Genomic DNA, 25312 nt, shown 5'->3' on the forward strand with positions numbered 1-25312 from the left:
CTGCGGGTCGCTCAGTTCTGCACGCGCTCCTCGACGACCTTCGCGATCTTCGCGATGGCCTCGTCGAGCGGGATGCCGTTCTCCTGGGAGCCGTCGCGGTAACGGAAGGAGACGGCACCGGCGGCCATGTCCTCGTCGCCCGCGATGACCATGAAGGGCACCTTCTGCTTCTGGGCGTTGCGGATCTTCTTCTGCATACGGTCGGAGGACGAGTCGACCTCGACCCGCAGCCCCTTCTTCTTCGCCTCGGCGGCGAACTTGTGCAGATAGTCGATGTGCGCGTCGCCGATCGGGATGCCCACCGCCTGGACGGGCGCCAGCCACGCCGGGAACGCGCCCGCGTAGTGCTCAAGCAGCACCGCGAAGAAGCGCTCGATCGAACCGAACAGGGCACGGTGGATCATGACCGGCCGCTGCTTGGTGCCGTCGGGCCCCGTGTACTCCAGGTCGAACCGCTCCGGCAGGTTGAAGTCGAGCTGCACGGTCGACATCTGCCAGGTCCGGCCGATCGCGTCCTTGGTCTGGACGGAGATCTTCGGCCCGTAGAACGCGGCGCCGCCCGGGTCCGGGACGAGCGGGAGACCCTGCTTCTCGGCCACCTGCCGCAGCGTCTCGGTGGCCTCCTCCCACACCTCGTCCGAGCCGACGAACTTCTCCGGGTCCTTGGTGGACAGCTCCAGGTAGAAGTCGGTCAGGCCGTAGTCCCGCAGCAGGCCGAGGACAAAGGTGAGCGTCTTGTCGAGCTCCTCCGCCATCTGCTCCCTGGTGCAGTAGATGTGCGCGTCGTCCTGGGTGAAGCCGCGTGCGCGGGTCAGGCCGTGCACGACGCCCGACTTCTCGTACCGGTACACGGTCCCGAACTCGAAGAGGCGCAGCGGCAGTTCGCGGTAGGAGCGGCCGCGCGCGTCGAAGATCAGGTTGTGCATCGGGCAGTTCATGGGCTTGAGGTAGTAGTCCACGCCCTCGTCGAGCTGCATGGGCGGGTACATGCCGTCGGCGTACCAGTCCAGGTGGCCCGAGGTCTCGAAGAGCTTCCCCTTGGTGGCGTGCGGGGTGTAGACGAACTCGTACCCCTCCTCCTCGTGGCGGCGCCGCGAGTAGTCCTCCATGACACGGCGGACGATGCCGCCCTTGGGGTGGAAGACCGCGAGGCCCGAGCCGATCTGCTCCGGGATGGAGAACAGGTCCAGTTCGCTGCCGAGCTTGCGGTGGTCGCGCTTCTCGGCCTCGGCGAGGAACTCCAGGTGCGCCTTGAGCTCGTCCTTGGTGGGCCAGGCGGTGCCGTAGATGCGCTGGAGCATCGGGTTCTTCTCGCTGCCGCGCCAGTAGGCGGCGGCGTTGCGCATCAGCTTGAACGCCGGGATGTTGCGGGTGGTGGGCAGGTGGGGACCGCGGCAGAGGTCCTTCCAGCACAGGTCGCCGGTCTTGGCGTCGAGGTTGTCGTAGATGGTCAGCTCGCCGCCGCCCACCTCGACGTCCGCGCCGTCGTCGCTCGAAGCGGCGCCCTTGATGCCGATGAGCTCCAGCTTGTACGGCTCGTCGGCCAGCTCCTCGCGGGCGGCCTCGTCGGTGACGACCCGGCGGGAGAAGCGCTGGCCGCGCTTCTGGATCTCCTGCATCTTCTTCTCGACGGCCTTGAGGTCCTCGGGGGTGAAGGGCCGCGCCACGTCGAAGTCGTAGTAGAAGCCGTCCTTGACCGGCGGGCCGATGCCCAGCTTGGCCTCGGGGAACAGCTCCTGCACGGCCTGGGCCATCACGTGCGCGGTGGAGTGGCGCAGGATGTCGAGGCCGTCCTTGGAGGAGATCTCGACGCTCTCGACGGTCTCGCCGTCCTTCACCTCGTACGCGAGGTCCTTCAGCTCGCCCGCCACGCGCGCGGCGACGATGGTGCGCTCACCGGCGAAGAGCTCGGCCGCCGTAGTCCCCGTCGTCACCACGCGCTCTTCCCGCTCGGAATCGCGTTGGATGATCACACGGACGTCTGACACCGGACTCTCCTGCCTGAAGGGAACGCGTGCGGCGACTCCTGCGCGCGTCGTGGAAGCGATCGTACCGAGCCGGGGGCACCGACCGCGAAACGGTTATCCCCACGCCCGCCCCCCGCCCGCTCCCAGCCCGCCGTCGGCCAGCCCTCACCCCGTCCGTGGCCCTTCCGCGGCCCGCGTCAGTCCTCCGTGCACGCCTCCTCGAAGAAGTCGAGGTTCTCCTGGAGGGACTTCAGCAGGCGGTCGCGCTCCGCCTCGTCGACCTGGACCGGTGTCACCCCGGACGCGCCGGTCAGACGCCGGAATCCGCCGCGGCTCTCCAGCCGGCCGTGCACCCGCACCGGGAGTCCGACGAGATGGGCCTGCCCCGCGATCCGGTACGACTCCTCGTCGAGGGTCATCCGCACGTGCGGCACCTCGGCTCCCGCGATGACCTTCAGCCGTACCGTTCCGTCGCCGCGCGGCCCTGACCTGCGCATCCGCACCACGGCCCCGGTGATGCGCACGGGCACGGACGGCTCCTCGCGCAGATAGCGGGCGCCCGCCTCACGCAGCGCGGGCAGGTCGCCGGGCGAGAACTCGACGGGCTCCGCGGACGCCGCGCACCCCTCGGGGACCCCGGCGGCGGGCGCCCACTCGACGGCGATCCTGGCGCCCTCCGTACCCCGTACCAGCGCCGCGAGCGCCTCCGTCAGCTCATGGCTCACGCCCGCCTCGACCGCCCCGTCGAACGCGTCCATGCCACCGGTGGCTCGCCGGTAGTCGATCGCCTCACGGGCCGCGTACAGCGCCTGGTGGAGTTGGACGGCGAGCGGGCGGCCGGTGGCGACGGGGACGAAGGCGGTGAGGCGGCGGCCCCCGGGGGCGGCTCCGACCAGCACGTTCTCCAGGGACGCGGCGGCGGGCCTGCGGTGGCGGGCGCCGTGGTAGCCGGCCCGTCCGCGAGTGGCGAGGGCGCCCGCGAGGAGGATCTGCCGGGCCGCCGTACGCATCTGTTCCTCGACCGTCCACGGCGACGTGCCGACCGGGCCCACCGGTACGTCGCGCCACCAGTGGATCTCGTCGCTGGGCACGGCGAGGCCGACCAGGACGTCACGGGCGGACGGCGAACCGCTGCGGGACAGCGCGACGAGGGCCTCCCCCAGCAGGTCCTCGCTGTCCGGGAACGCCCGGCTCTCCGGCACGAGCAGACTGGTACCGGAACCGCCGGGCCCGGGCGGGGTCCAGCGGCCGTACCGGCCGGGTGCTCCGCCGCGGCGCTGCCAGCCGTGCCGCAGCAGCAGCGCGCCGAGGACGGCCGGATCGACCTCGTCGGGCCGCGGCGGCTGGTCCCACAGCCCCGGCGGCTCGACGGGGTGGGGCCTGACGGGGCGTAGGGGCTCGTCGAAGGGGCGGTGCGTCACGGTATGCCTCCCGTACCGACCCGCGTCATGATCTCGCAGAGCGCCCTGTCGTCGAAGACGCGCGTGGTCGGTATCCGCACGGTGGTCCTGCGCCGGCCGGTGATCCGGTGCCCGGCGAGGTTGATCCAGTAGCAGCAGTGCCGCAGATCGAGGCCTTCGTGGCCGGCGCGCAGCCAGTCGTCCTGCGATCTGGGCACGAGCATCACGACCAGTATTTTGTGCACCGAGACCGGGGTCCGGGCCAGCTTCTCCAGGTGGGCGTTGTCGAGCGTGAAGGAGAAGGCGGCGCCCGGCGGGTTCGGCGGGATCTGGTACGTGCACTTGAGCTGCACCTTGATGGTGACTTCGTCGTCGACCGTGTGCCCGGGGGCGCTGTGGCTGACGTGCCAGTCGATGCCGTTGTCCGGAAAGGGCTGGGACAGGGAGCAGCCCGAGGCGGCCGCCACCGCGTGCAGATAGCCGACCTGCAGTGTCTCCATGCATGCGGTGGTGGCCAGTGAGCCGCGATGCGGTGCCGTCCGCCGGGGCAGCAGCCCGCCCTGCTCGGGCTGCGCGAGCGCCATGTCCAACAGCCTTCCGAATCCGGTGAATCCCCGCGACGAGTCGCTGAACTGCAAAGACCCGTACCTCTGTTGTCTCCTTCCGGCGTACGGCGCAAACAGCCCGGGTATCACAAAAAGGGCAGGGGACGGCGCGTCAACTGCCGAAGGTGAACGAGGAGTTGTGTGCGTATGACGTGCTGGTACGAAGGGCCCTTGACCGCTTTCGACACGGAGACGACCGGTGTCGACGTCGAAACCGACCGGATCGTGTCGGCCGCAGTCGTCGTCCAGGACGCTCCCGGCAGCCGCCCGCGCGTGCGTCGCTGGCTGGTGAATCCGGGGGTGCCGGTGCCCGAGGGCGCCACGGCGGTGCACGGGCTGACGGACGAACATCTGCGGCGCAGCGGTCGCTGGCCGTCGCCCGTCATGGACGAGATAGTCAGGGAGCTGGCCGACCAGAGCGCGGCGGGACGGCCGCTCGTGGTGATGAACGCGCCCTTCGATCTGACGCTCCTGGACCGGGAGTTGCGCAGGCACCGGGCGTCCTCGCTGGACCACTGGTTCGAGTCCGCGCCGCTGCGCGTCCTCGATCCGCGGGTCCTCGACAAGTATCTGGACCGCTACCGCAAGGGCCGCCGCACGCTGACGGACCTGTGCGCGCACTACGAGGTGGAGTTGCAGGGCGCCCACGAGGCGGCGGCCGACGCCTTGGCCTCGCTGGAGGTCGTCCGGGCGATCGGGCGGCGGTTCGCGACCCGTATGGAGCGGCTGTCGCCGGCCGAACTGCACACGCTGCAGGGCGGCTGGCACGCGGCGCAGGCCCGTGGCCTGCAGGCGTGGTTCGCCCGCAGCGGTTCGGAGGAGCTGGTCGACCAGTCCTGGCCCCTGCGGCCCGAACTGCCGGCGGAGGCCGCCTGAGCGCCGCGCTGCGCGGAGCCATGCAAAAAGCCGGTCCGTCTGTGACGGACCGGCCTTTCCCGGTGGGCGATACTGGGTTCGAACCAGTGACCTCTTCGGTGTGAACGAAGCGCTCTCCCACTGAGCTAATCGCCCGGGAACGCACCGAACAATACAGGTCTCCGTGCGTTTCCTTCAAACCGCTTCGCGGTTCCCCCGTAGGTGGGCGGCGAGCCCTCGCCGCCCCGCCCGCATCATCAGCGCGTGATTGGCGCGGAAGACGGGCCGCCCCGGCACCGCGAACCGTCGCAGCAGCGGCTTGGTCACGTGCACCTCCTGGTCGTACTGGGCGCGGGTGCCCGGCCCGTCGTCCGTTCCGTCGGCGGTGATGGTCCACCGCGCCCAGCCGTCCATGTCACCGGTCATCGCGATCTCCAGGACGCCGGCCGCCCGGTCGCGCCGGACCTCCCTGGCGGTGAGGACCAGGTCGTACGGCAGCACCGAGCGGATCCGGATGACGCCCTTGACCTCGTCGACGCGTGTCACCTCGCGCACCTGCGGCCACCAGCGCGGATAGCGCTCCGGGTCGGCCAGCGCGGCGTAGACGTCGTCGGGCGGGGCGGCGAGGATCCAGAGGCTGCGGAAGCGGTAGTGCGTCCAGTCCATGGGTGTCATGATCCGGGTCTGCCCGCCCAGCACAAGCCCATGACGCGCCATGCCTGCCCATGACCGTGCACGACTGCCCATGGCTGCCCATGGCTGCCCGGTACGGATCTGAGTACGTCCTGAGTACGTACGCTCATGCCGTGGGACGTGACCCGGACCACACTCCAGGCATGATGAACATTCCGCCGCCGGCCGAGGAGTTGCGGATCCTCGACCACGAGCTGTGGCAACTGGACGCCCGCAGGGCCCAGTTGCTGGCCCGCCGGATCTGGCTGCTCGACGTGCTCCGGTCGGCCGGGCCCCAGGCGGCCCCGGCCCCTGCCCCCGCCTCCTGGCCGCCGCGCGGTCACGGGCCCCGACGCCCGGAGGCCACGGCCCCCGGTGTGCAGAACGTGCTGCTCGTGCTCGGCGGCGTCCTGCTGACCATCGCGGCCATCGCGTTCACGCTGGTCAGCTGGGGCGACATGGGTATCGCCGGACGGTCGGCGGTCCTCGGCGCGGTCACCGCGGCCGCGCTCGCCGCGCCGGTGCCGCTGCTCAAGCGCGGTCTCCGCTCGACGGCGGAATCGGTGGCGGGCCTCGGCCTCGCGCTGACGGTGCTCGACGCCTACGCCCTGCACGAGGTCTCCCTCTCCGCGGTGGACGGCACCGGCTACGCGGCAGCGGCGGCGGCTCTCCTGGCCGCGCTGTGGACGGCGTACGGCCGCGTGCTCGGCGACCTGCGACTGCCCTTCCCGGCAGCCGTGGCGGCGGCCCAACTCCCCCTGCTGCTCTGGGCGGTGGCGGCCGACGCGGGCGACCACGCGATCACGGCGGCACTCCTGGTGACGGCCGCGTCGGACACCGCGCTGGCCCTTTCCGTCCCCGTGCGCTCCATCCGGTCCGTACGAATCGTGGCCGCCGTCGGCGCGTACGGAACGGGCGCCTTCGGCGTCCTGGCGGCCGGCGTCCTCACCTGGGACGCCCCCGGTCCGAGCGCCGCCGCCCGTGCGGCGGCGCTCCTCGCCCTCGCCGCGGCGATCGCGCTCGGAGCCGCCTGGCGTGCCCCCGAGGAGCGGGCCGCTCTCGCTCTGGCGTCGGCCGGCGGTCTGATCGCCGTCGCCGCGGCGGACGGCGTGCTGCGTACGGTCCTGCCCGGTGTGTGGACGGTCCCGGCCTGTCTGGCCTGCGCGATCGCACTGCTGTCGGTACGCGGCACCTGGCTGCCCGGGACCGTACGCCGTGGCCTGTTCCGGTCCTCCGCGACGGTGCAGGCGCTCGCCGTGGCCTGGGCCCTGCCCCTCGTCCTCCTGACCCTGTTCGGCCCGGCCGGGTGGGCCGCGCACGCGTGGTCCGGGGCTCCGTCGGACGCCCGCGACGCGGTGACGGTCTCCGCGCCGTGGACGTCCGGCACGGAGAGCGCTCCGCTGGTGCTGGCGGCGGTGGCGGCGGTGCTGGCCCTGACGTTCCGGAGCGGCGCGCTCCGCCCCTTCGCCCCGAGCGGGGCGCTGCTCCTGGCCTGGTCCGCGACCCTGCCCCTGCCCGCGATCGCACAACTCCCCTACGCGGCAGCCCTTCTGACGCACGGCGCCCTCACGGTGGCGCTGCCGGCGGCAGCGGCGTACACGTCCACGACCGTCGACCACTCCCCGACTGCGGGCCGCCGCGCGGCTCTGCTCCCGACCACAGCGCTCTGTCTCGCGCTCCTCGGCTCACTGCACCTCGTGGCCCTCTCCCTGGCCTCCGAAGCGGCGACGCTCGCCGTGCTCGGAACCCTGACCGCGGTGTTCGCGTCGGCGGCGGCCCTGCGGAAGGGGACGCACATCCGGGCCGTCGCGACCGCGACCGCCCTCGCGTACGCCACGGCGCTCGCCTGTGCCACGGGCGTGTCCCTCGACTGGCGGCCGCAGCACATCGCGCTGCTCGTCCTGGTGGTGCCGGCCGTTGCCGCGGTGCTGGCGCCCCGGTGCGGCGATCGCGCGACGACGGTGTCCGCCGAGATCACGGGAGCCGTCGCGGGACTGCTGGCGATCGACCTCGCGACCGCCGAACTGCCCGTCCTCGCCCTGGTCCTGGCCCTGTGCGGGGTGATCGCCGCGGGCACGGCCGTACGCGAGGACCGCAGGCGGGTCGGCCATGCGGCGGCCGTGCTGTTCGTGCTGGCCGCGTGGGTCCGGCTCGCTGCCTGGGAGGTGGGCGCCCCGGAGGCGTACACGCTGCCGGTGACCGTGCCCGCGCTGCTGCTCGGGTACGCCCGCAGGAGCCGTGACGCGGAGGCCTCGTCCTGGACGGCGTACGGGCCCGGCCTCTCGGTGACGCTGCTGCCGAGCCTGCTGGCCGTCTGGGGCGACGCGAACTGGCTGCGCCCCCTGCTGCTGGGTTCCGCGGCACTCGCCGTCACCCTCCTCGGCGTCCGGCACCGCCTGCGGGCCCCGCTCGTCCTGGGCGGCGCCACGCTGATCCTGGTCGCGCTCCACGAACTGGCCCCGTACATCGCCCAGGCCATGGGCGCGGTCCCCCGCTGGGCGCCGCCGGCCCTGGTCGGCCTCCTTCTCCTGACCCTGGGCGCCACGTACGAACAACGCCTCCGGGACGCGCGGCGGGTCAGGGACGTCCTGGGCCGGATGCGCTGAGGCCGCCCCACAGGGAGTCGCCCCGCCAGGGGCGCTCCCGAGGGGGCGCGGGGAACTGCGCGGCCAGCCACAACGGACCCGCACCCGATCCCCCCGGGAGGGGGTCCACCGCAGGCGCGTGAGCCACTGCAGGCACGTCGTGGCTGGTCGCGCAGTTCCCCGCGCCCCTGAAAGGCGCCAGGGCAGGCGCACGTACTCGACTGCGGGCACATCGTGGCCGGCCGCGCAGTTCCCCGCGCCCCTAAAGGGCGCCCCCCCCGCCGTAGCGTCACGGCATCTGGTCACCGATCAGCGCCAGATTCTGAATCGCCGCCAACCCGTACAACGCAGTCGTGTTCGTCGACACCCACGACGCCTCGCTGCCGGCGACGAGCCCCGTCGGACCCGTCACCTCCTTCGTGGACCAGTCGGTCGACTCCTTGTAGTCCCACGTGTCGGCACTGTTGTAGAACTGCCGCCACGCCCGCGCGGCCAGCGCGTCGTCCCCCAGTTCGACCGCCGCGTACGCGTCCTGCCGCGAGTGCCCCTGGAACAGCAGCAGCGACCCGAAGTCGGACCCGTAACGGGCCTTCTGTTCGGCCTTGGTCGCGTTGAAGTAGCGGCAGTAGTCGAGCCACGCCTCCTTGAACTCCGGCATGTCGATCTGGTCGAGCAGTTCGGCGTTCAGTTCGACGAGCCCGAACATCGCCGAGAGATGCGAGACCCCCACCACGGCCGAGTCCGCGACGGCGAACTTCCCGGTGTCGAGGTCGTACAGCGCGCTGCCCTGGACGAACCCGTTCGGCTGCGCGGCGATGGTCTCCATCGTGGACAGCACGCGCGCCCGCGCTTTCTCCCACTTCGGCCCGCGCCGCTCCCACTCGGTGAGCCACGCCGACACGAGCCCGCTCCAGTCGGTGCCGAAGCCGATCGAGAGGGCGTTGCGGTCCGGCTCGTACGGCTCGGTGCGGATCTTGCGGATCGGGTCGAGCACGAGGAACGTCTCGTCGGAGTCGACGTTGGCGTGCATGAGGTCGCCGACGCGTTCGTCCCCGGTGAGGAAGTAGTAGTAGCGCCGGTACGTCGTGTTGGCGATGCGCTGCTGCTTGGCGCTGTCGGCGTAGTGCTGCACGCCGTGCCGCGTGCCGAGGCCGGCCCACTGCCCCAGGTGGTAGACGTCGACCTCGCCGGTGTGCCGCGTCATGGCCTCCGCGAAGCGGAAGATGTCGGCGCGACCGGAGCGCATGTAGGCGAACCAGAGCCACAGGTCGGGCGACAGCTCGGAGTTGTCCCAGGCGTAGCCGCCGACGTCGTAGCACCACTGGTGCCGGCTCGGATCGTACGTGTGCATGATGTCGCCGTAGTCCCAGAAGCCGTACCACCTGCGCATCTCCACCTGGTCCTTGTAGTAGGTGAAGAGGAAGTCGAGATGGTCCTCGATCTTCGCCTTGGCGGCGGTGGAGCGGTCCGGTTCGGCGAACAGCCGGCCGAAGACGCCCGCCTTGACGAGGTGTACCGGCGGCGCGGCGAGCTGCGCCGGCTTGCGTACGGCGGCCACCTGCTTCGCCATCGCCGCGGCGCTCGGGGTCGACTCGTGGGCCCAGAAGAGGAGTTCGCTGGTGCGGGCGATGCCGTAGGGGGTGCCGAAGCCGGGCTCGTAGTCCTCGTAGGTGATGTTGAGGCCTTCGAGCTGTTCGGGGTACGTGTCCTGGCCCATGCCGTCGTGGTAGAAGCGCAGGTCCATGGGCTGCGACTCGGGCGACCAGAGCCACAGGGTGACCTCGGCCTCGTCGGTCTGGGCGTCGCGGATGTCGAGCTGGGCGGGGAACTTCTCCCAGAAGTCCCGCAGCCCGAAGGCGAGTCCGCCGCTCGCGCCGCCCACGTACCCGAAGCCGCTGGCCCGCCGGCCACCGCCCGCGGAGATCCAGCCGTGCCCCTTCTTGGTGCGCTTGCGCACGCCGAAACCGTCCGCCGACAGCTGCGAGAGGGTGTAGTCGCCCCACTCGGGGATGTACTGGAGCCGGGTGGTCACCCGCTGGTCCCAGGTCGACGGGTCGGGCAGTTTCTGCCCCTCGAACTGGGCCGTCCGGATGGCCGCGCCGGGGTCCCGGCGCAGCCCGGTGACGCCCTTGACCGCCTCGCGCAGCAGCCCGGTCCCCTCCCCGCCGATCCGGATGTGCCGGTCGTACGCGGCATCGCGCATCGGCACCTTGAAGCGCACGCCGATCCCGCGGATGAAGTCGCCGCTCGCCTTCCCGGGCTCCTGGGTGCCGTCGAAGGTGATCGTGTGCACCATGCGGAAGGATTCGCCGCCCGCGTAGAAGTAGAGCCGCACCGAGAAGGGCAGCCAGCTCCGGCTGCCCTTGCGGTGTTTGCCGTCGATGCGGACCACGGCACGGACGGGGCCGTCCTGCTCGACCTCGGCCTGCGCGATGACGCTCTCGAACCGCTCGTACGTCTCGGCGCCCTGGTCGCCGTCCTCGATCTCGGGCTGGCGCAGCAGGACGAGCCGGCCGTCCTTGGCGATCTCCGTCGAACCGCGGGTGACGGACTTGACGAGGGTGGAGCCGCTCCTGCCGATCTTCGCGGTGATGACCCCGGTCGAGACGGTGAGGGTGCCGCCGCCGCTGCCGACCGTGACCTTCTTCTCCGGGGCGGCGGGCGATCCGGCGTCGAGGGTGAGTTTTCCGCTCCCGGCTCCCGGCCCGACCGCGTGCGCGGTCCACTTCAGGGAGCCGTCGGGCCAGTAGCCGATCGGCCAGGACTGCACGGGCACGGCCCTGCCGTCGGCGTCGGTCAGCGCGAACGTCTGGTCCTTGTCGTACGCGCCCTTCGGCCAGGGCACGCCCACGGTCGAGCCGGGGGCCTCGCCGAGGCCGCCGTCCTCCAGCCAGTCCAGGGTCACCGGGTCCGCGTCGGCGGCCTCGGCTCTCGGGGCGGCCTGCGCGGCCCGGGCGTCCTGCGTTCCCAGCGCCCAGCTGAACTGGGCGGCGGCTCCGGTGACAGCGGCCGCCTTGAGGAGGGACCTGCGGGGGATGGGGGACATGGCCTTTCCTTTCCTTGCGAGGAGGTCAGGTGCAGACGTCAGGTGCATGACAGAGAGAGGTGTGACGCCGTGGCGCCACCCTTGTTTCTGTTCGGAACGGTCAGGCCGGTCGAGGCGGCCGAAGCAGCGTGACCGGCCGGTCAGCGGCGGCGCCTGCCGCGCTCCTCCACGGCGAGGGCCGCCGCCGCGACGGCCCCCAGGACGGGGACGGCCAGCGGCGGCACGAACCAGCCCGAGACGGCCACGACCGCCAGTCCGCCGACGAGCAGGAAGGACCCGGCGGGGTCGAGGACGGTACGGCGTCCGGCGGCGCCGAGCAGTTCCCGCCACCGGGCGCCGGGCTCCCAGACGGCCGCCGCGCGCAGCCCGGCGACGGCCAGCCCGATGAGCGCGAACAGCCCGACGGCCCCGACGAACGGGCCGCCGGGGATCCCCGCGCGCACGGCCTGGACATCCACCCACACCGCGAGGGCTGCGGCCCACCCGGCGAGCCCGGCGACCCACCCGCCGCGCACGGCCAGGCGGAAGTCCGCGACGAACTCCCGCCAGCCGCCCGCCTCATGGCGCGTACGCCGTCGCAGATGCCGTGCCCCGGCGGCGAACGCGGCGGGATAGGTGACCACGGGCAGCGAGGCCACCGCGATCCACACCCCGGTGAGCAGACACTCGGCGAAGAGCGCGAACCGCTCGGCGAGGGCGGATTCACGCCGCGTGACGGTGGCGGCGGCCGTACGGGCCTTCGTGCGCGTCTGGGTCATGACCTGTTCAGCCCTTCAGACCGGAGGTCGCCATACCGTCGATGAGGTAGCGCTGGAAGGCGAGGAAGAAGGCCAGCACGGGCAGCAGGGCCACCAGCGACATGGCGATCATGCCGCCGTAGTTGGCGACGCCCTCCTGGTCGCGGAACATCATCATGCCGAGGGAGACGGTGTACTTGGAGGGTTCGTTGAGGTAGATCAGCGGGCCCATGAAGTCGTTCCAGGCGTTGATGAAGGTGAAGATCGCACTGGTGATGAGGGCCGGGCGGCACAGCGGCAGCACGATCGACCAGTAGATCCGCAGATGCCCGCAGCCGTCGAGCCGTGCCGCCTCGTCCAGTTCCCTGGGCAGGTTCCGCATGAACTGCACCATGAGGAAGACGAAGAACGCCTCGGTGGCGAGGAACTTGCCGATCAGCAGCGGCACGTACGTATTGATCAGTTCCATCTTCTGGAACATCACGTACTGCGGGATGAGCAGCACGTGGTACGGCAGCAGCAGGGTGCCGATCATCAGCGAGAACATCAGGTTGCGCCCGGCGAACCGGATGCGGGCGAACGCGTACGCCGTCAGCGAGCACGAGATCAGGATGCCGACGACGGAGCCGAGCGCGTAGAAGAGCGAGTTCTGGAAGAACGTGGCGATCGAGATGTCCGCGATGCCGTCGGCGAGTCCCTTGAAGTTCTGGAGGATCGGGCTGGTCGGGAAGAGCTCCAGACTGCCGATGATCTCCCGGCTGGGCTTGAACGAGGCGCCGAGGACCCAGACGACGGGATAGAGGACGACCGCGAGGACGAGCAGGGCGCCGATGTGCCAGACGAGCGACCCGCCGGTCCTCCGCCCGAGCGTCAGGGGCCTGCGCGGCGGGGCGGCCTTCGTACCGGTGCCGGTACTCGTGGGGACGCCGGTGGTCGTGGTGGTGGTGCTCATCGGGAGGCCTCCTCGTAGTGCACCCATCGCTTCTGGGACCAGAAGAGGACGACCGTCACCAGGGCCACGGCGAGCAGCAGCATCCAGGCCATCGCCGAGGCGAAGCCCATCTGGGCCTCCTTGAAGCCCTTCTGGTACAGGTAACAGGTGTAGACGAGCGTGGAGTCGGCCGGTCCGCAGGTGGCGTTGGAGACGACGTACGCGGAGCCGAAGATCTGGAACGAGTGGATGGTCTCCAGCAGCACGTTGAAGAACAGCACCGGGGAAATCATCGGTAGGGTGATGCTCCAGAACCGTTTGAACGGTCCCGCGCCGTCGACCTCGGCCGCCTCGTACAGCTCCTTGGGCACCTGCTTCAGGCCGGCCAGGAAGATGACCATGGGGGCGCCGAACTGCCAGACGGTGAGTGCCACCAGGCTGTAGAGCACCCAGTCCGGGTTGCCGACCCAGCCGCCCACGTCGAACCCGAGGAACGACTGCGTACGGTCCACGGCGGCGTCGTCGGAGAACAGCGCACGCCAGACGAAGCCGATGGACACGCTCGCGCCGATCAGCGAGGGGGCGTAGAACGCGGCCCGGTAGAAGGCCTGTCCGCGCCTGCTCTGGGCGAGCAGCAGGGCCACGCCGAGTGCGAGGAGCAGTTTCAGCGGGGTGCCGATGACGACGTACTTCGCCGTCACCTCCACCGACTTCTGCCACCGGGGGTCGTCGAGCATCCTGGTGAAGTTGTCGAAGCCGATCCACTTCGGGGAGTCGAAGAGGTTGTAGTCGGTGAACGCGAAATAGAGCGATGCGGCCATGGGCCCCGCGGTCAGCAGCAGAAAGCCGGCGATCCAGGGGGACATGAAGAGGTAGCCGGCCAGGTTCTCCCGGCGGCCCCGCCGCTTCACGGCGATGGGGCGGCCGGGGCGCCTCTCCGGGGCGTCCGGCGGAGAGTCCTTGATGAGCGTCGTCACTGCTGTTCCCATCAGGTGGCGAGGGCGGTCTTCGCCTCGGAGAAGAACTGCTTGACGGCGTCGGAGACCTTGGTCTTGCCCGTCGACATGTCACTGGCGACCCGCAGGAACGCGGCTTCCACGGTGTCGGCGCCCGCCGGGTGCGGCGTGATGGTCCCGAGCAGTCCGGCCTCGGCGACATCCGCCTCGTACTTCGCGATCGCCTGGTTGGGGGCGTCGGTCGGCTTGTACGCGTCGAACTGCTCGGTGGTGGACAGGAGGCCGCGGTCGTAGCCCATGATCTTGCCGACCTCGGGGTCGTGCACCATGAAGGAGATGAACTGGGCGACCTCCTTGGGGTGCTTGGTCCGCGCGAAACCGCTCAGCATGAGCGAGCCGAGGTACTGGCCGGTCTCCTTGCCGTCGGTCGTGGGGATCGGCGCCAGGCCGTAGCTGCTGTCGCCCTCCGTGGCATAGCGCACGGTGAAGTTGTCCCAGGTGAACTCGGACGCCCCGTCCCCGGACGCCAGCGCCGACTTGGGCTTGAGCTGCTCGACCTTCTTCGGGTCGGTGACGATGCCGGCCTTGACGCGGTTGTAGCCGTCCTGCCACCACTCCGTCAGATCGCTCTCCTCGAAACCGAGTCCGTCCTCGGTGAAGAACGCCTTGCCGTTCTGGCGGAGATAGAGGTCGTAGAGGTACATGATCCCGAAGTAGCCGGTGTCGCCCGCGACCTTCTGGGTGTCATGGATCTTCTTGAGCGCGGCGAAGTACTGGTCCCAGGTCCAGCCCTGTTCGGCCGTCACACCGGCGGCTTTGAAGACTTTCTCGTCGATGACGAGTGACATGGTGTTGGAGCCGACCGGTACGCCGAGGAGTTTCCCGTCGACCTCGCCGACCTTCTCCACTCCGGCGCGGAAGTTCTTGAGGTCCAGATTTCCCGCGTCCACTTGCGACTTGAGGTCGAGCAGAACACTTCTCTTGTCGTACTTCCGCAGGAATGCGACCGCGTTCTGGAATACGTCCGGCGGATTTCCGCCCGCGGCCTGGGTCTGGAACTTCTCCCAAAAGGCCACGTAATCCTGGAAGTCCGTCTTCACCTTGATCTTCGGGTACTTCTTCTCGAAGAGCTTGATGGACTGGTTGATGCGCTTGGCCCGCTCCTCGGCACCCCACCAGGCGAAGCGGATCTCGACCGTGCCGTCGCCCGATCCACCGCTGCCTCCCCCACAGCCCGTGGTCGCGGCCAGCCCCGCCGTCGCGAGCGACGCCCCGGCCACCTTGAGGACCGTCCGCCTCTCGACACTCCCGTTTATCCCCACAGTCGGGCCTCCTTGCGACGTCGCTGTCCGCTGCCATGAATCGTTTCAAGTAAGCGCTTGCTGGCACAAGGTACGGAGGCCCTTCGCGGCCGTCAATGATTCGGACAGGAATTGATGTGAAGCGACTCGCGCACGCGTCCGCGTGAACTGGGGCGAATTGACTGCGGAGTTGGGCGAGTCCGCAGGTAGGGCGGGGTGGGTCGGGGGGTCGAACGGGAATGTGGGTGGAGTGGGGTTGCGGGGAGGGGGGCTGAAAGGGAGGGGTGTCCTGCCCTGGCCCAGGGGCGATCGATCAGAGGGGTGCCGTGACTGGGAGCGGGTTCGCCTTTGAGGCGACCTCCGCGGGGGGGTGCGGGGGCGAGGGCGTCGGCTGCCGAGGGGGCGCCTTCCTTGCGCAGGGGTTGCCGTCTGGGCGGCGCCGGGGTGACCGGGGGTGTGGACGGCTGGGCGTGTGGGCGGCTGGGTGGGACTGGTGTGCGATGCCGCTTCGGCGCTGCGCGCTTGGACGCGAAGTAGCTGGTCGGGGACGTTCTGGGCCGCGAGGTGCGGATGTGGCTCGCGGCGAACGTCCCGCGGTCGGTGGTCGGAAGTCGTGTCGTCCAGAACGGCGACAGGCGGCTTGGGTCCACGAGTTCTGTGGACCCAAGCCGCCTGTCGGCAGTGTGGGCGATACTGGGATCGAACCAGTGACCTCTTCGGTGTGAACGAAGCGCTCTCCCGCTGAGCTAATCGCCCGGGCGCAGGAAGAAGATTACCCCATGTCAGGGCGTGCATCCGACCGGCCCATGAGCGCGTGAACCGCCGCTACTCCTTGATGTTCCACGGCATCTCGATGCCGAACTTCCACACGTACACCCCGACCAGTACTGCGATGATCACCAGCCCGACGGTCGTCAGGATGATGTTGCGGCGTCGGACCTTCGGGTCGAGAGCCTTCTGTGTGGCCTCGGTGACTTTGCGTTTCGTCCAGCGCAGTACGAGCTGCGCCCAGACGAACTCGGTCGCCCAGATCGCCATGCCGCCGAAGATCACCAACCAGCCCGGACCGGGCAGCGGCAGCATGATCACGCCGGCCACGACGACCGCGAGACCTACGACGAACACGCCCACCTGCCAGCTCAGGTGCAGCATGCGGCGCGCCTTGATGAATTGCGGCGCACGGGATCCGAGCGCCGGATCGCCCTTGGTTTCGTCGGCCGCCATGGCGACCTCCCCCGTTCGGTCACTCCCCGTATTCATACGGCCAAACCCTACCGGACGGAAACCGGTCACCGGAATGGCCGTAGTACGCGAACGAGGACTCGGCCGGATGAGGTACCTAAAGACACGCAAAACACTCAGAGGGGTTTACAACGGCACCGTAGGTGGCATGTCGATTTCGCCGACGTGCGAATCCCCGAGCGCACACTGAGCGAAAGGCCCTGGCGCTTATGAACACCACGGTCAGCTGCGAGCTGCACCTGCGCCTCGTTGTGTCGAGCGAGTCCTCTCTGCCTGTCCCCGCAGGCCTGCGGTACGACACGGCCGATCCCTACGCCGTGCACGCCACCTTCCACACCGGAGCGGAGGAGACTGTCGAGTGGGTGTTCGCCCGCGACCTTCTCGCCGAGGGCCTGCACCGGCCCACCGGTACCGGCGACGTCCGAGTCTGGCCGTCCCGCAGTCATGGTCAGGGCGTCGTGTGCATCGCCCTGAGCTCTCCGGAGGGCGAAGCTCTGCTGGAGGCCCCGGCGCGGGCCCTGGAGTCGTTCCTGAAGCGAACCGACGCCGCCGTGCCTCCCGGCACGGAACACCGGCACTTCGATCTCGATACGGAGCTCTCACACATCCTGGCCGAAAGCTAGGACGAGGCTTCGTACCAAGCCGCCCGGCGCCGTCCACTCGGGGAGACGGCTCGGGCTCAGACAACCGCATATGGATCACATGGGCGCCGTCTCCGCGTTTGCCGCGGGGGCGGCGTCTGTGCGGTGCGCTTGGCCGGGGGCCGCATTACGACTGCGTGGGGCTGGGTGGGGCCGTGTGTTCGATGGCGAGTGCGGGTCGTTTTCGACTGAGTGCGCCGTTCCCCGCGCCCCTGGGTGAGTGGGGGTGCGGGTCGCACGGACCGTGCGCGTCGGTCTCCGCGAACCCGAGGGGGTGGGGCCGCGGGTCGTGCGGCCCCTGACCGCCGTCCCGCGCTGAGCGCGCCGTTCCCCGCGCCCCTGGGTGAGTGGGGGTGTGGGTCGCACAGCCCCTGACCGCCGTCCCGGGCCGGGCGCGCCGTTCCCCGCGCCCCTCGGTGAGTGGGGGTGCGGGTCGCACGGACCGTGCGCGTCGGTCCCCGCCTCCCCGAGGGGGTGGGGCCGCGGGTCGTGCAGCCCCTGACCGCCGTCCCGGGCCGGGCGCGCCGTTCCCCGCGCCCCTGGGTGGGTGGGGGTGCGTGTTGCATGGCCTTTGGCCGCCGTCCCGGGCTCCGGCCAGGCACGGGGCTCGGTCGTTCTTGGGCTGGAGCCGCTAGCATCGGCCAGCATCGGCGGGCGGTTGCCCGACCTTCAGGCCAGGGAGCGAAACGTGCTGATCACCCACGACACCCGGTGCGCCCTCGACACCGTGGTCGATCTGGTGAACACCGCACCGGAGGACGACACCCCGGACGGACTCGCGAACCTCGCGGCGCTGCTCGACTTCGTGCGAAAACACCAGATGAGCGATGTCGGGACCCTGTCCGAGCTCGACCTCTCCGCGGTGCGCCGGATCCGGGGGCGCTTCGCCGCGGTCTTCGCCGCCCCTGACGCCCGTACCGCCGCCTCGCTCATCAACGAGCTGGTCGCCGCCGCCGGCACCACGCCGCGTCTCACGAACCATGACGGCTACGACTGGCACGTGCACTACTTCGCGCCCGGCGCGTCCGTCGCCGACCATCTCGCCGCGGACTGCGGCATGGCGCTGGCGTTCTTCGTGGTGGCCGGAGAAGAGGAGCGGCTGCGCCGCTGTGAGGCACCGGACTGCCGACGCGCCTTCGTCGATCTCTCCCGCAACCGCTCCCGTCGCTACTGCGACAGCCGCACCTGCGGAAACCGCCTGCATGTGGCCGCGTACCGGGCACGGCGCAAGGAAGCGGCAGGCTGACGGAGTCCGCAGCGGGTGGCGCCAGGGACTCCGCGTACGGCTCAGAGCAGCAGCAGATCGTGCAGCGAAGCCATGAGCAGCAAACAGCCGATCACCGCAAGGAAGATCATCAGCGGTGGCTGAGAAAGCGCGAAGAGACAACCCCGCCGTTCCTCGGGAGGAACCACGGTGTCGCTCTGGGTTGTATCCAGCATCTCGCCGCGATGATGACGCAGCCGACATGCCCTACGCGATCAACACGCCCGGATTATGGGGGAGTTAGCCGAAATCCGTGACACGGTGTTCCACGATCTGGGATAGGCGACTGCGCGCGGTCGTCGCGACTGGTCGTGGAGAGTGGTCGGGGAGGGCGGTCATCGAGGGCGGACAGGCGTTTGTCCGGCTCTCCGTGGCGAATCAGGAGATCTTCGCGTGCCGCTGATTCTTCATATCCCATGCTTTTTCAGGATGGCCTCGATGTCGCTGAAGTCCTCCCCCGCCGGGGCCCTGGTCGGCTTGCTCTCGGAACGGGCCGCGGGGCGGGCCGCCGCCGGGCCGAGCGAGGGGGCCGAGGCCGCCGGAGCCACCGCCTCGCGCTGCGCGGCCCGGGCCGCCCTGCGCTCCTTGCGGGTCCCGCCCGTCCGCCGCTCCACGGCGCGCGTGGTCATGAACAGCAGCCAGGCCGCTCCGAGCACTCCGACACCGGCCCAGGCCGTCGGGCTGAAGGCCGTGTCGGCCGCCCATTCGACGACGCCGGTCATCACCAGACCGAGCGGGACCAGTGAGTACGCGGCAAGGCGGGCCGCGGTGAGGAAACGCTTGCGGTACGCGGTGACCGCGGCGATGCCCAGGCCTGCCGCGGCGACGGCGGAACAGACGGTCTCGGCAATCATCCGGTCCTCCAGGCAGGGTGGGCTGGGTCGGTCAGGGGCACTTCGTCCCTTCCATCCTGCACCGCCGCACGCCGGGTATGCCATGGTCCGGGGAGACCTCAGGGACATCTCCGGGTCGGGTCCTCCTGAGGTGCCGGTCCAGATGACCGTCCAGATGACGGTCGAGATGCGGGTCCAGGTGGCGGGCGGACCGGGGTCGGCCGGAGGTCCCGGTTGGGGCGCGTGGTCCCCGGCTGGGAGACTGGCCCCATGAGCGACTCCTCCCCCGCCCGCCCCGCCGTCCCCGTACTGGACATCTGGTGCGAACTGCAGTGCCCGGACTGCCGCAGTGCCCTCGACGACCTGCGCGCGCTGCGTGCCCGCTACGGCGACCGGCTGGAGCTGCGGCTGCGGCACTTCCCGCTGGAGAAGCACAAGCACGCGTTCGCGGCGGCCCAGGCCGCCGAGGAGGCCGCGGAGCAGGGCAAGGCCTGGCCGTACGTCGAGGCGGTGCTGGAGCGTGTGGCGGAGATGGAGCGCGACGGGGAGGCGGTCCTCCTCGATGTGGCCCGCGGGCTCGGCCTGGACGTCGAGGAGTTCGACACGGCCCTCATCGACGGCCGGCACATCCTGATCGTCGACGCCGACCAGGCCGAGGGCAAGGCCATCGGCGTGACCGGTACGCCGACGTACGTCATCGACGGCGAGCGCCTCGACGGCGGCAAGAGCCAGGACGGGCTGCGCGAGCGCGTCGAGGGGATCGTGGACCGGCTGCTGGCCGGACAGGAGGCCTGACACCCGCCCCCGCCGGCAGCTCCTGCGACTCCCGCGGCTACAGCAGGTCTTTGTAGAAGTGGTACGTGGTCGTCTCGTAGCCGAGTGACTCGTAGAGCCGCTCGGCCGGGGTGTTGCCCGCGAAGACGTTCAGGCGGACACCGGCGCGTCCGGCGGCGCCCGCCCGCGCCTCCGCCAGCAGCATCAGCGAGCGGCCGTGCCCCCGGCCCCGGTGCCTCTCGTCGGCCTCGACGCGGTAGACGAACGCCCAGCCGTCGCGCGACGCCACCCACAGCACGCCCACCGGGGTTCCGTCGTGCTCCAGGACGTCGAGGTCCATGCCCGCGCTGCCGAGCCCGTCCGGCAGCAAGGTGGCGTAGTCCCGGTCCGCCTTGGTACGGGCCTCGGTCTCGGGCACCCCCCGCGTGATCCACTCCTGGGTATAGGCCTCCTTGGCCCGCACCACCCAGGAGTCGAACTCGGCCTCCGTCATGGGGCGCCCCCGGCTGCCGGCCGGGAGTTCGGGCCCGGTGGCGCCGAGCCGCTTCTCCATCGCGCGGTTGCGGACCACGTAACCGAGGGCCGTCGCCAGTCGCAGGGCCCGCGCCGCGTCGGCGGGTACCGACACCTCGATCCGCCTGCAGCCCCAGCCGCGCGCCACCTCCTCCGCGGCGAGCGCGGCGACCGTGCCCCGGCCCCGCCCCCGGTCCGGCTCCTCGATGCCCAGTTCGCGGATCCGGGCGACGGGCGGTCCGGAACCGGGGTCGGTGGCGAGATGTATCGCGCCCACGGGACGGCTGTTCACACACACCGTGTAGTGGCGGGAGAGCGCCCCGTCGGCGTCGCGCTGAAGCGGCTCGGTCGGCCGCAGAGTGGTGGTCATCAGGGGTGTTGTACCCGCCCGGACGCCCTCACGCCATCGAGTTCCGCCGACGGTTCCGATGGTTTCCGACCTGTTCCGACCCGTTCCGACGAGCGACCGCCCGACGACCGGCGCAGAGATCGAGCCAGCGACCGGTCCGGGGATCGAGCCGGCGATCGAGCCGGCGATCGCCACGCGATGACAGTGCGGCGCGCGGTGACAGTGCGGCTCAGGGATCGAGGTCGTTGGCCGCCCGCTCGGTGAAGATCCGCATGGCCTTCGCGGTCACCGGGCCCGCCGCGCCCGGCAGTTCGCGGCCGTCGACCCGGTGCACGGCCTGTACGTCGCGCAGCGACGAGGTCAGGAAGACCTCCTCGGCCCGCTCCAGGACGTCCAGCGGAAGGTCGGTCTCCTTGGCGCCGGTCCACTCCGCGGTGAGGGCGCGGGTGATGCCCGCGAGGCAGCCGGAGGCGACGGGCGGGGTGTGGATCTCGCCGTCGAGGACGACGAAGACGTTGGAGCCCGTGCCCTCGCAGAGCTGCCCGACCGTGTTCGCGAACAGCGCCTCGGAGGCGCCCTGCTCACGCGCGCGGGCGAGGGCCACGACGTTCTCGGCGTACGACGTCGTCTTAAGGCCCGTCAGCGCGCCGCGCTCGTTGCGGGTCCAGGGGACGGTGATCACGGCGGTGGAGTCGGGGCGGGGGCCGGACTCCGCAAGCGCCACGACCAGGGTCGGCCCCTGTTCACCACGGTCCGAGCCGAGCGGCCCGTGCCCGCCGGTGTACGTGATCCGCAGGCGCCCGAGCGGCACGGGATTGGCGTCCACGACGGCCGCGCAGGCCCTGAGCAGCTCGTCGCGGTCGGGCTCGGGCAGACCGAGGCCGCTCGCCGAGCGTGCCAGGCGGTCGAGGTGCCTGGTGAGCGCGAAGGTGCGCCCGTCGGTCGTCTTCACCGTCTCGAAGATGCCGTCGCCCACCGTCAGCCCGTGGTCGAACACGGAGACACGGGCCGACTCGCTGTCCTGCAACCCGCCGTCGAGCCAGATCTTCACTGAACCTCACCTCACGAGAACGACGTGAACGTGCCGAGTCACCGGCCCGACGTGCTCTTCCGGCCGGAGGCTCCGGGGCCCGGCGCGGACGTGAACCCACCCGCCTCACCCGCGTCGTACGCCCCTGCGTACTCCCCCGACGCTACAGCGAGCAGCCGGGCGGCCTTCAGCTCGGTCTCCTCCCACTCGCGCAGGGGATCCGAGCCCCAGGTGATGCCCGCGCCGGAGCCGAAACGCAGCACGCCCTCGGCCCGGTCGATCCAGAAGGTGCGGATCCCGACGGCCAGTTCCCCGGTGCCGCGGTCGGCGTCGACCCAGCCGATGCCGCCGCAGTACGGCCCGCGGGGAGCCGTCTCCAGTTCTTCGATGATCCGCAGGGCGCTGGACTTGGGGGCGCCGGTGACGGATCCGGGCGGGAAGGCCGCGCCCAGCAGCTCGGGCCAGCCCACGTCCTCGGGCAGTTCGCCGCGGACGGTGGAGACGAGGTGGACGAGGCCCGGGTGCTTCTCGACGACACACAGGTCGGGGACGGTCACGCTGCCCGTGGCGCACACCCGGCCGAGGTCGTTGCGGACCAGGTCCACGATCATCACGTTCTCGGCGTGGTCCTTTTCGAGGAGGTCCGCCTCGGTGCGTCCGGTCCCCTTGATCGGACCCGACTCGACGACACGGCCGGTGCGGCGCAGGAAGAGTTCGGGGGACGCGGTGGCTATCTCGACCCCGTGCCCCGGCAGCCGAATCGTTCCGGCGTACGGTGCCGGGTTGCCGCGGGCCAGCAGGGCGGTCAGCGCGTCCACGTCGGCGTCCGGGGCGATGGGCGCGGACAGGACCCGGCAGAGGTTCGCCTGGTACACCTCGCCGGTCGCGATGAGCTCCCGTATGCGGCGTACACCCGCCGTGTACGCGGCGCGGTCGAGCGACGACGTCCAGTCGCCGGCGGCGGGTCCCGTCCACCTCCCGGGCACCGGCGCCGGTACGGCCTCGGGCCGTACGTCCGCGAAACGGGCACAGACCACGCGGCCCTCGAAGTCGGCACTGACGGCCCAGAAGCCACTGGAGTCGAGTGCCGCGGGGTCGTCGGTGACATCGACGAGGCCGGTCGCGACGAGGCCGCCGAAGCGGGCGAGAGCTGGGAGGTCGTGCACAACCGTGAGTCTATGGTGGGTGACCTGCGGGTGCCTCGGCCGTGTCCTGGAGCGGGCGTAACGCAGCACGCTGCGCAAACGCGTTTTTGTGCTGGCCCCGGTATCCGCTAGAGTTCAACACGTCGCCGGGACGCGAGAGCCGACCGGAAACGACAAGCGGACGTAGCTCAGTTGGTAGAGCGCAACCTTGCCAAGGTTGAGGTCGCCAGTTCGAACCTGGTCGTCCGCTCGCAGGAAGTGGGGGATCTTCCCGACCCCCCGCACTCCTGGTGGAGTGGCCGAGAGGCGAGGCAACGGCCTGCAAAGCCGTCTACACGGGTTCAAATCCCGTCTCCACCTCCAAGGACGATTAGCTCAGCGGGAGAGCGCTTCCCTGACACGGAAGAGGTCACTGGTTCAATCCCAGTATCGTCCACTGATCCGGTTCGCCGGATCCCCGCGCGATTAGCTCAGCGGGAGAGCGCTTCCCTGACACGGAAGAGGTCACTGGTTCAATCCCAGTATCGCGCACGCACTACAGGCAGTACGGAGTACGAGCAGTACGCAGTACATGAGCGGTACGCATCACCAGCAGGTCCCACCCGCGCGATTAGCTCAGCGGGAGAGCGCTTCCCTGACACGGAAGAGGTCACTGGTTCAATCCCAGTATCGTCCACTGATCCGGTTCGCCGGATCCCCGCGCGATTAGCTCAGCGGGAGAGCGCTTCCCTGACACGGAAGAGGTCACTGGTTCAATCCCAGTATCGCGCACCAGCCGAAGCCCCCGGCCGTCTCGTACGGTCGGGGGCTTCGTCGTTCCTCGACGCCGGTCAGGACCGGTCAAGGCCGGTCGCGAGCGGTCAGAAGGAGAAGGTCAGGAGGAGAAGAGCATGTGGCCGAAGCCCTTCTGACGCTTGTGGCCGTAGTGGCCGCCGTGCCCGCCATGACCGCCGTGCTGCGGAGCGCCCCAGGCAGGTGCGGGGGCGGACGGATAGGCCTGCGGGGCGCCCGGGGGTGGCGGGCCGGGCTGCGACCACTGGCCTTCCAGGCGGGTCAGCGACTCCAGCTCGCCGTAGTCGAGAAAGATCCCGCGGCAGCCGCTGCACTGCTCGATCTGGACACCATTGCGGTTGTACGTGTGCATCGGCGCGTGGCACTTCGGACACTGCATGCTCGGCTCAACTCCTCGCCTGTCGGTACTGCTTCCGCCAGGACAGACTCTGTCCGGCTGCGGTCGGTTGCACCCTACGTCGCGTAGTCTCCCGCCAACTCCGGTGGGTGCGCTGCCATTCGGTCACATGCGTCGATCACGGACGTCTCGACCTCGTCCAACGGGCGCCCGGCCGCGACCGACTTGGCGATCGCCTGGGCCGCGGTCTGCACGCTCAGGGCGCGGGCCGGGACGTCGAGGGCCGGCCAGGGGTCGCTGTCCGCCGGGACGGCCGTGCCCCCGGCCTTGCGGTACGCGGTGAGGAAGCGGGTCCACTCGTCGGGCGCCAGGAGCCCGCAGGCGAACCAGGCCGCGGGGCGCGCCAGGTCCCAGGCGGGATCGCCGCGGCCCAGGTCGTCGATGTCGATGAGCAGCCAGTCGCCGCTCCCCGACCGCACCAGCTGGCCCAGGTGGAGGTCGCCGTGGCACAGCGTGCCCAGGTCCGGCATCGGGGCCTCGTCCCGCGCCCAGGCGGGCAGGACGGCCCAGGCGCGCAGTACGGGGGTGGCCGCCGGGTGCGGTCCCGCCGCCCGGAGCCGGGCGACCGCGCGGGCCGCCTTCGCCGGGCCGCGCATGGGAGGCAGGCCGGGCGGGAGCACGGAGTCCGGGGTCAGATGCAGCCGTGCGAGAAGGGTCGCGGCCTCCTCCCAGGGGGCGGCGTCCGGGTCGTCGCGGTCCACGGGAGTGCCGTAGGACCAGAAGGTGACCGGCCTGCCGTCCAGCTCGGTCGTGCCCGGTCCGTGCGGCGGCAGGAGGATGCCGTCGAGCGCGGGGTGCGCGGCAACGGCCAGCCGCGTCGCGAGCTCCGTGGGGTCGGTGCCGACGGCGTGCGCCTTCGCCACCGTGCCGCCGTGCCGGACGACCGTGCCGTCGGGCCGGTCGGCCAGCACGGAGGTGTCCGTGCCGCACACGCACACCTCCGCCGCCGGATGGGCGGCGGCCCGCACCTTCGCGCTGAGCGCGGGCAGCACCTCTGCGGTCACTCGGGTCCCCCTCAAGTCGTACGTCCCGGCCCCGTCCGGTGCGGCCGGTGCGTCCGGTGCGTCTGGTGCCGTCCGGTCTCGTCCGGTGCCGTCCCGCGTGGGCGGGGCGTCCCGCTCGGGCGGGGCCACAGGCTCCCAGGAGCGTACGCAGGCAAAGCAATGCGGGCGCAGCTCCCCAGCTGCGCCCGCATCTTTTGCCGTCCGCCGCACCCCCGTCCCCACGGGGTTTCATGGCCGGATGTCCCCGCCCGGACCGCTCTTCCGGGCCTGGGG

General features: G+C 70.8%; 22 protein-coding genes and 8 tRNA genes. 11 read left to right on the forward strand and 19 right to left on the reverse strand.

Annotation, left to right across the window (positions count from 1 at the left end):
- Positions 1–11: 11 nt before the first annotated feature.
- The 3 genes from thrS to J8N05_RS39805 form a co-directional block, all read right to left on the reverse strand.
- Entirely contained in the window at positions 12–1988 is a 1977-nt protein-coding gene (gene thrS, locus J8N05_RS39795) for a threonine--tRNA ligase (RefSeq protein ID WP_210891893.1), read from the reverse strand.
- A gap of 176 nt (positions 1989–2164) precedes the next feature.
- Positions 2165–3388, reverse strand: a complete 1224-nt coding sequence (locus tag J8N05_RS39800) for a hypothetical protein (protein WP_210891895.1) — start codon at positions 3386–3388, stop codon at positions 2165–2167.
- The gene (locus J8N05_RS39805) at positions 3385–3951 is read right to left on the reverse strand and encodes a DUF4365 domain-containing protein (protein ID WP_107019874.1); all 567 of its coding nucleotides are present in this window, start codon (positions 3949–3951) and stop codon (positions 3385–3387) included. Before J8N05_RS39805 ends, J8N05_RS39800 begins: the two co-directional genes overlap by 4 nt.
- A 168-nt stretch (positions 3952–4119) precedes the next feature.
- On the opposite strand from J8N05_RS39805, the gene J8N05_RS39810 reads away from it, so the two are divergent.
- The gene (locus tag J8N05_RS39810; RefSeq protein WP_210891897.1) at positions 4120–4848 is read left to right on the forward strand and encodes a 3'-5' exonuclease; all 729 of its coding nucleotides are present in this window, start codon (positions 4120–4122) and stop codon (positions 4846–4848) included.
- A 63-nt stretch (positions 4849–4911) separates the two neighbouring features.
- On the opposite strand, the gene J8N05_RS39815 is transcribed toward J8N05_RS39810, so the two are convergent.
- Both J8N05_RS39815 and J8N05_RS39820 read right to left on the reverse strand, forming a co-directional pair.
- A tRNA-Val gene (locus tag J8N05_RS39815) sits at positions 4912–4983 on the reverse strand.
- A gap of 39 nt (positions 4984–5022) precedes the next feature.
- Positions 5023–5493, reverse strand: a complete 471-nt coding sequence (locus J8N05_RS39820; RefSeq protein ID WP_210891898.1) for an SRPBCC family protein — start codon at positions 5491–5493, stop codon at positions 5023–5025.
- Between the two features lie 170 nt (positions 5494–5663).
- Between J8N05_RS39820 and J8N05_RS39825 the strand changes: the two genes are divergently transcribed.
- Positions 5664–8105: an SCO7613 C-terminal domain-containing membrane protein gene (locus J8N05_RS39825; protein ID WP_210891899.1), complete on the forward strand. Its 2442-nt coding sequence runs from the start codon at positions 5664–5666 to the stop codon at positions 8103–8105.
- Positions 8106–8373: 268 nt separating this feature from the next.
- On the opposite strand, the gene J8N05_RS39830 is transcribed toward J8N05_RS39825, so the two are convergent.
- From J8N05_RS39830 to J8N05_RS39860, 7 genes are all read right to left on the reverse strand, one after another.
- Positions 8374–11130, reverse strand: coding sequence for an exo-rhamnogalacturonan lyase family protein (locus tag J8N05_RS39830; RefSeq protein ID WP_210891900.1), 2757 nt, complete (start codon positions 11128–11130; stop codon positions 8374–8376).
- Between the two features lie 140 nt (positions 11131–11270).
- Positions 11271–11888 (reverse strand): hypothetical protein, encoded by a 618-nt coding sequence (locus tag J8N05_RS39835; RefSeq protein WP_210891901.1) that lies wholly within the window; start codon positions 11886–11888, stop codon positions 11271–11273.
- A gap of 7 nt (positions 11889–11895) precedes the next feature.
- Positions 11896–12819 (reverse strand): carbohydrate ABC transporter permease, encoded by a 924-nt coding sequence (locus J8N05_RS39840; RefSeq protein ID WP_407700004.1) that lies wholly within the window; start codon positions 12817–12819, stop codon positions 11896–11898.
- Positions 12816–13787: a carbohydrate ABC transporter permease gene (locus J8N05_RS39845; RefSeq protein ID WP_210891902.1), complete on the reverse strand. Its 972-nt coding sequence runs from the start codon at positions 13785–13787 to the stop codon at positions 12816–12818. Before J8N05_RS39845 ends, J8N05_RS39840 begins: the two co-directional genes overlap by 4 nt.
- Positions 13787–15076 (reverse strand): ABC transporter substrate-binding protein, encoded by a 1290-nt coding sequence (locus J8N05_RS39850; protein ID WP_210891904.1) that lies wholly within the window; start codon positions 15074–15076, stop codon positions 13787–13789. Before J8N05_RS39850 ends, J8N05_RS39845 begins: the two co-directional genes overlap by 1 nt.
- Before the next feature lie 663 nt (positions 15077–15739).
- Positions 15740–15811: transfer RNA gene (locus J8N05_RS39855), tRNA-Val, on the reverse strand.
- Between the two features lie 69 nt (positions 15812–15880).
- Positions 15881–16315, reverse strand: a complete 435-nt coding sequence (locus J8N05_RS39860) for a TIGR02611 family protein (protein WP_210894159.1) — start codon at positions 16313–16315, stop codon at positions 15881–15883.
- Positions 16316–16506: 191 nt separating this feature from the next.
- Here J8N05_RS39860 and J8N05_RS39865 point away from each other — a divergent pair, with 191 nt between their 5' ends.
- Together J8N05_RS39865 and J8N05_RS39870 are read left to right on the forward strand one after the other, a co-directional pair.
- Positions 16507–16920, forward strand: coding sequence for an SsgA family sporulation/cell division regulator (locus J8N05_RS39865; protein WP_003959770.1), 414 nt, complete (start codon positions 16507–16509; stop codon positions 16918–16920).
- Positions 16921–17626: 706 nt separating this feature from the next.
- A complete protein-coding gene (locus J8N05_RS39870; RefSeq protein WP_210891906.1) occupies positions 17627–18184 on the forward strand; it encodes a CGNR zinc finger domain-containing protein in 558 nt (185 codons plus the stop codon).
- Positions 18185–18225: 41 nt separating this feature from the next.
- Here J8N05_RS39870 and J8N05_RS39875 read toward each other — a convergent pair whose 3' ends face one another.
- The gene (locus tag J8N05_RS39875; RefSeq protein WP_189772695.1) at positions 18226–18378 is read right to left on the reverse strand and encodes a hypothetical protein; all 153 of its coding nucleotides are present in this window, start codon (positions 18376–18378) and stop codon (positions 18226–18228) included.
- Between the two features lie 231 nt (positions 18379–18609).
- Positions 18610–19056 (reverse strand): hypothetical protein, encoded by a 447-nt coding sequence (locus J8N05_RS39880; protein ID WP_210891908.1) that lies wholly within the window; start codon positions 19054–19056, stop codon positions 18610–18612.
- A 249-nt stretch (positions 19057–19305) separates the two neighbouring features.
- Here J8N05_RS39880 and J8N05_RS39885 point away from each other — a divergent pair, with 249 nt between their 5' ends.
- Positions 19306–19830 (forward strand): DsbA family protein, encoded by a 525-nt coding sequence (locus J8N05_RS39885; RefSeq protein ID WP_210891910.1) that lies wholly within the window; start codon positions 19306–19308, stop codon positions 19828–19830.
- Between the two features lie 37 nt (positions 19831–19867).
- On the opposite strand, the gene J8N05_RS39890 is transcribed toward J8N05_RS39885, so the two are convergent.
- From J8N05_RS39890 to J8N05_RS39900, 3 genes are all read right to left on the reverse strand, one after another.
- Positions 19868–20692 (reverse strand): GNAT family N-acetyltransferase, encoded by an 825-nt coding sequence (locus J8N05_RS39890; RefSeq protein ID WP_210891912.1) that lies wholly within the window; start codon positions 20690–20692, stop codon positions 19868–19870.
- A 208-nt stretch (positions 20693–20900) separates the two neighbouring features.
- The gene (locus J8N05_RS39895; RefSeq protein ID WP_210891914.1) at positions 20901–21722 is read right to left on the reverse strand and encodes an aminotransferase class IV; all 822 of its coding nucleotides are present in this window, start codon (positions 21720–21722) and stop codon (positions 20901–20903) included.
- Positions 21723–21760: 38 nt separating this feature from the next.
- Positions 21761–22867 carry a chorismate-binding protein gene (locus tag J8N05_RS39900; protein ID WP_210891916.1) on the reverse strand — a complete coding sequence of 369 codons (1107 nt, stop codon included), beginning with the start codon at positions 22865–22867 and terminating at the stop codon, positions 21761–21763.
- Between the two features lie 156 nt (positions 22868–23023).
- Between J8N05_RS39900 and J8N05_RS39905 the strand changes: the two genes are divergently transcribed.
- The 6 genes from J8N05_RS39905 (at position 23024) to J8N05_RS39930 (ending at position 23620) form a co-directional block, all read left to right on the forward strand.
- Positions 23024–23096, forward strand: a tRNA-Gly gene (locus tag J8N05_RS39905).
- 39 nt (positions 23097–23135) lie between these two features.
- A tRNA-Cys gene (locus J8N05_RS39910) sits at positions 23136–23209 on the forward strand.
- A gap of 1 nt (position 23210) precedes the next feature.
- Positions 23211–23282 (forward strand) — tRNA-Val (locus tag J8N05_RS39915).
- A 23-nt stretch (positions 23283–23305) separates the two neighbouring features.
- A tRNA-Val gene (locus tag J8N05_RS39920) sits at positions 23306–23377 on the forward strand.
- A gap of 76 nt (positions 23378–23453) precedes the next feature.
- Positions 23454–23522: transfer RNA gene (locus J8N05_RS39925), tRNA-Val, on the forward strand.
- 23 nt (positions 23523–23545) lie between these two features.
- A tRNA-Val gene (locus J8N05_RS39930) sits at positions 23546–23620 on the forward strand.
- 100 nt (positions 23621–23720) lie between these two features.
- On the opposite strand, the gene J8N05_RS39935 is transcribed toward J8N05_RS39930, so the two are convergent.
- Complete coding sequence (locus J8N05_RS39935; RefSeq protein WP_189772683.1) at positions 23721–24017, reverse strand: TFIIB-type zinc ribbon-containing protein; 297 nt, start codon at positions 24015–24017, stop codon at positions 23721–23723.
- A 74-nt stretch (positions 24018–24091) separates the two neighbouring features.
- Positions 24092–25039, reverse strand: a complete 948-nt coding sequence (locus J8N05_RS39940) for an aminoglycoside phosphotransferase family protein (RefSeq protein ID WP_210891918.1) — start codon at positions 25037–25039, stop codon at positions 24092–24094.
- Positions 25040–25312: the final 273 nt, after the last annotated feature.

The organism is Streptomyces liliiviolaceus, from assembly GCF_018070025.1.
Taxonomy (GTDB): Bacteria; Actinomycetota; Actinomycetes; order Streptomycetales; family Streptomycetaceae; genus Streptomyces; species Streptomyces liliiviolaceus.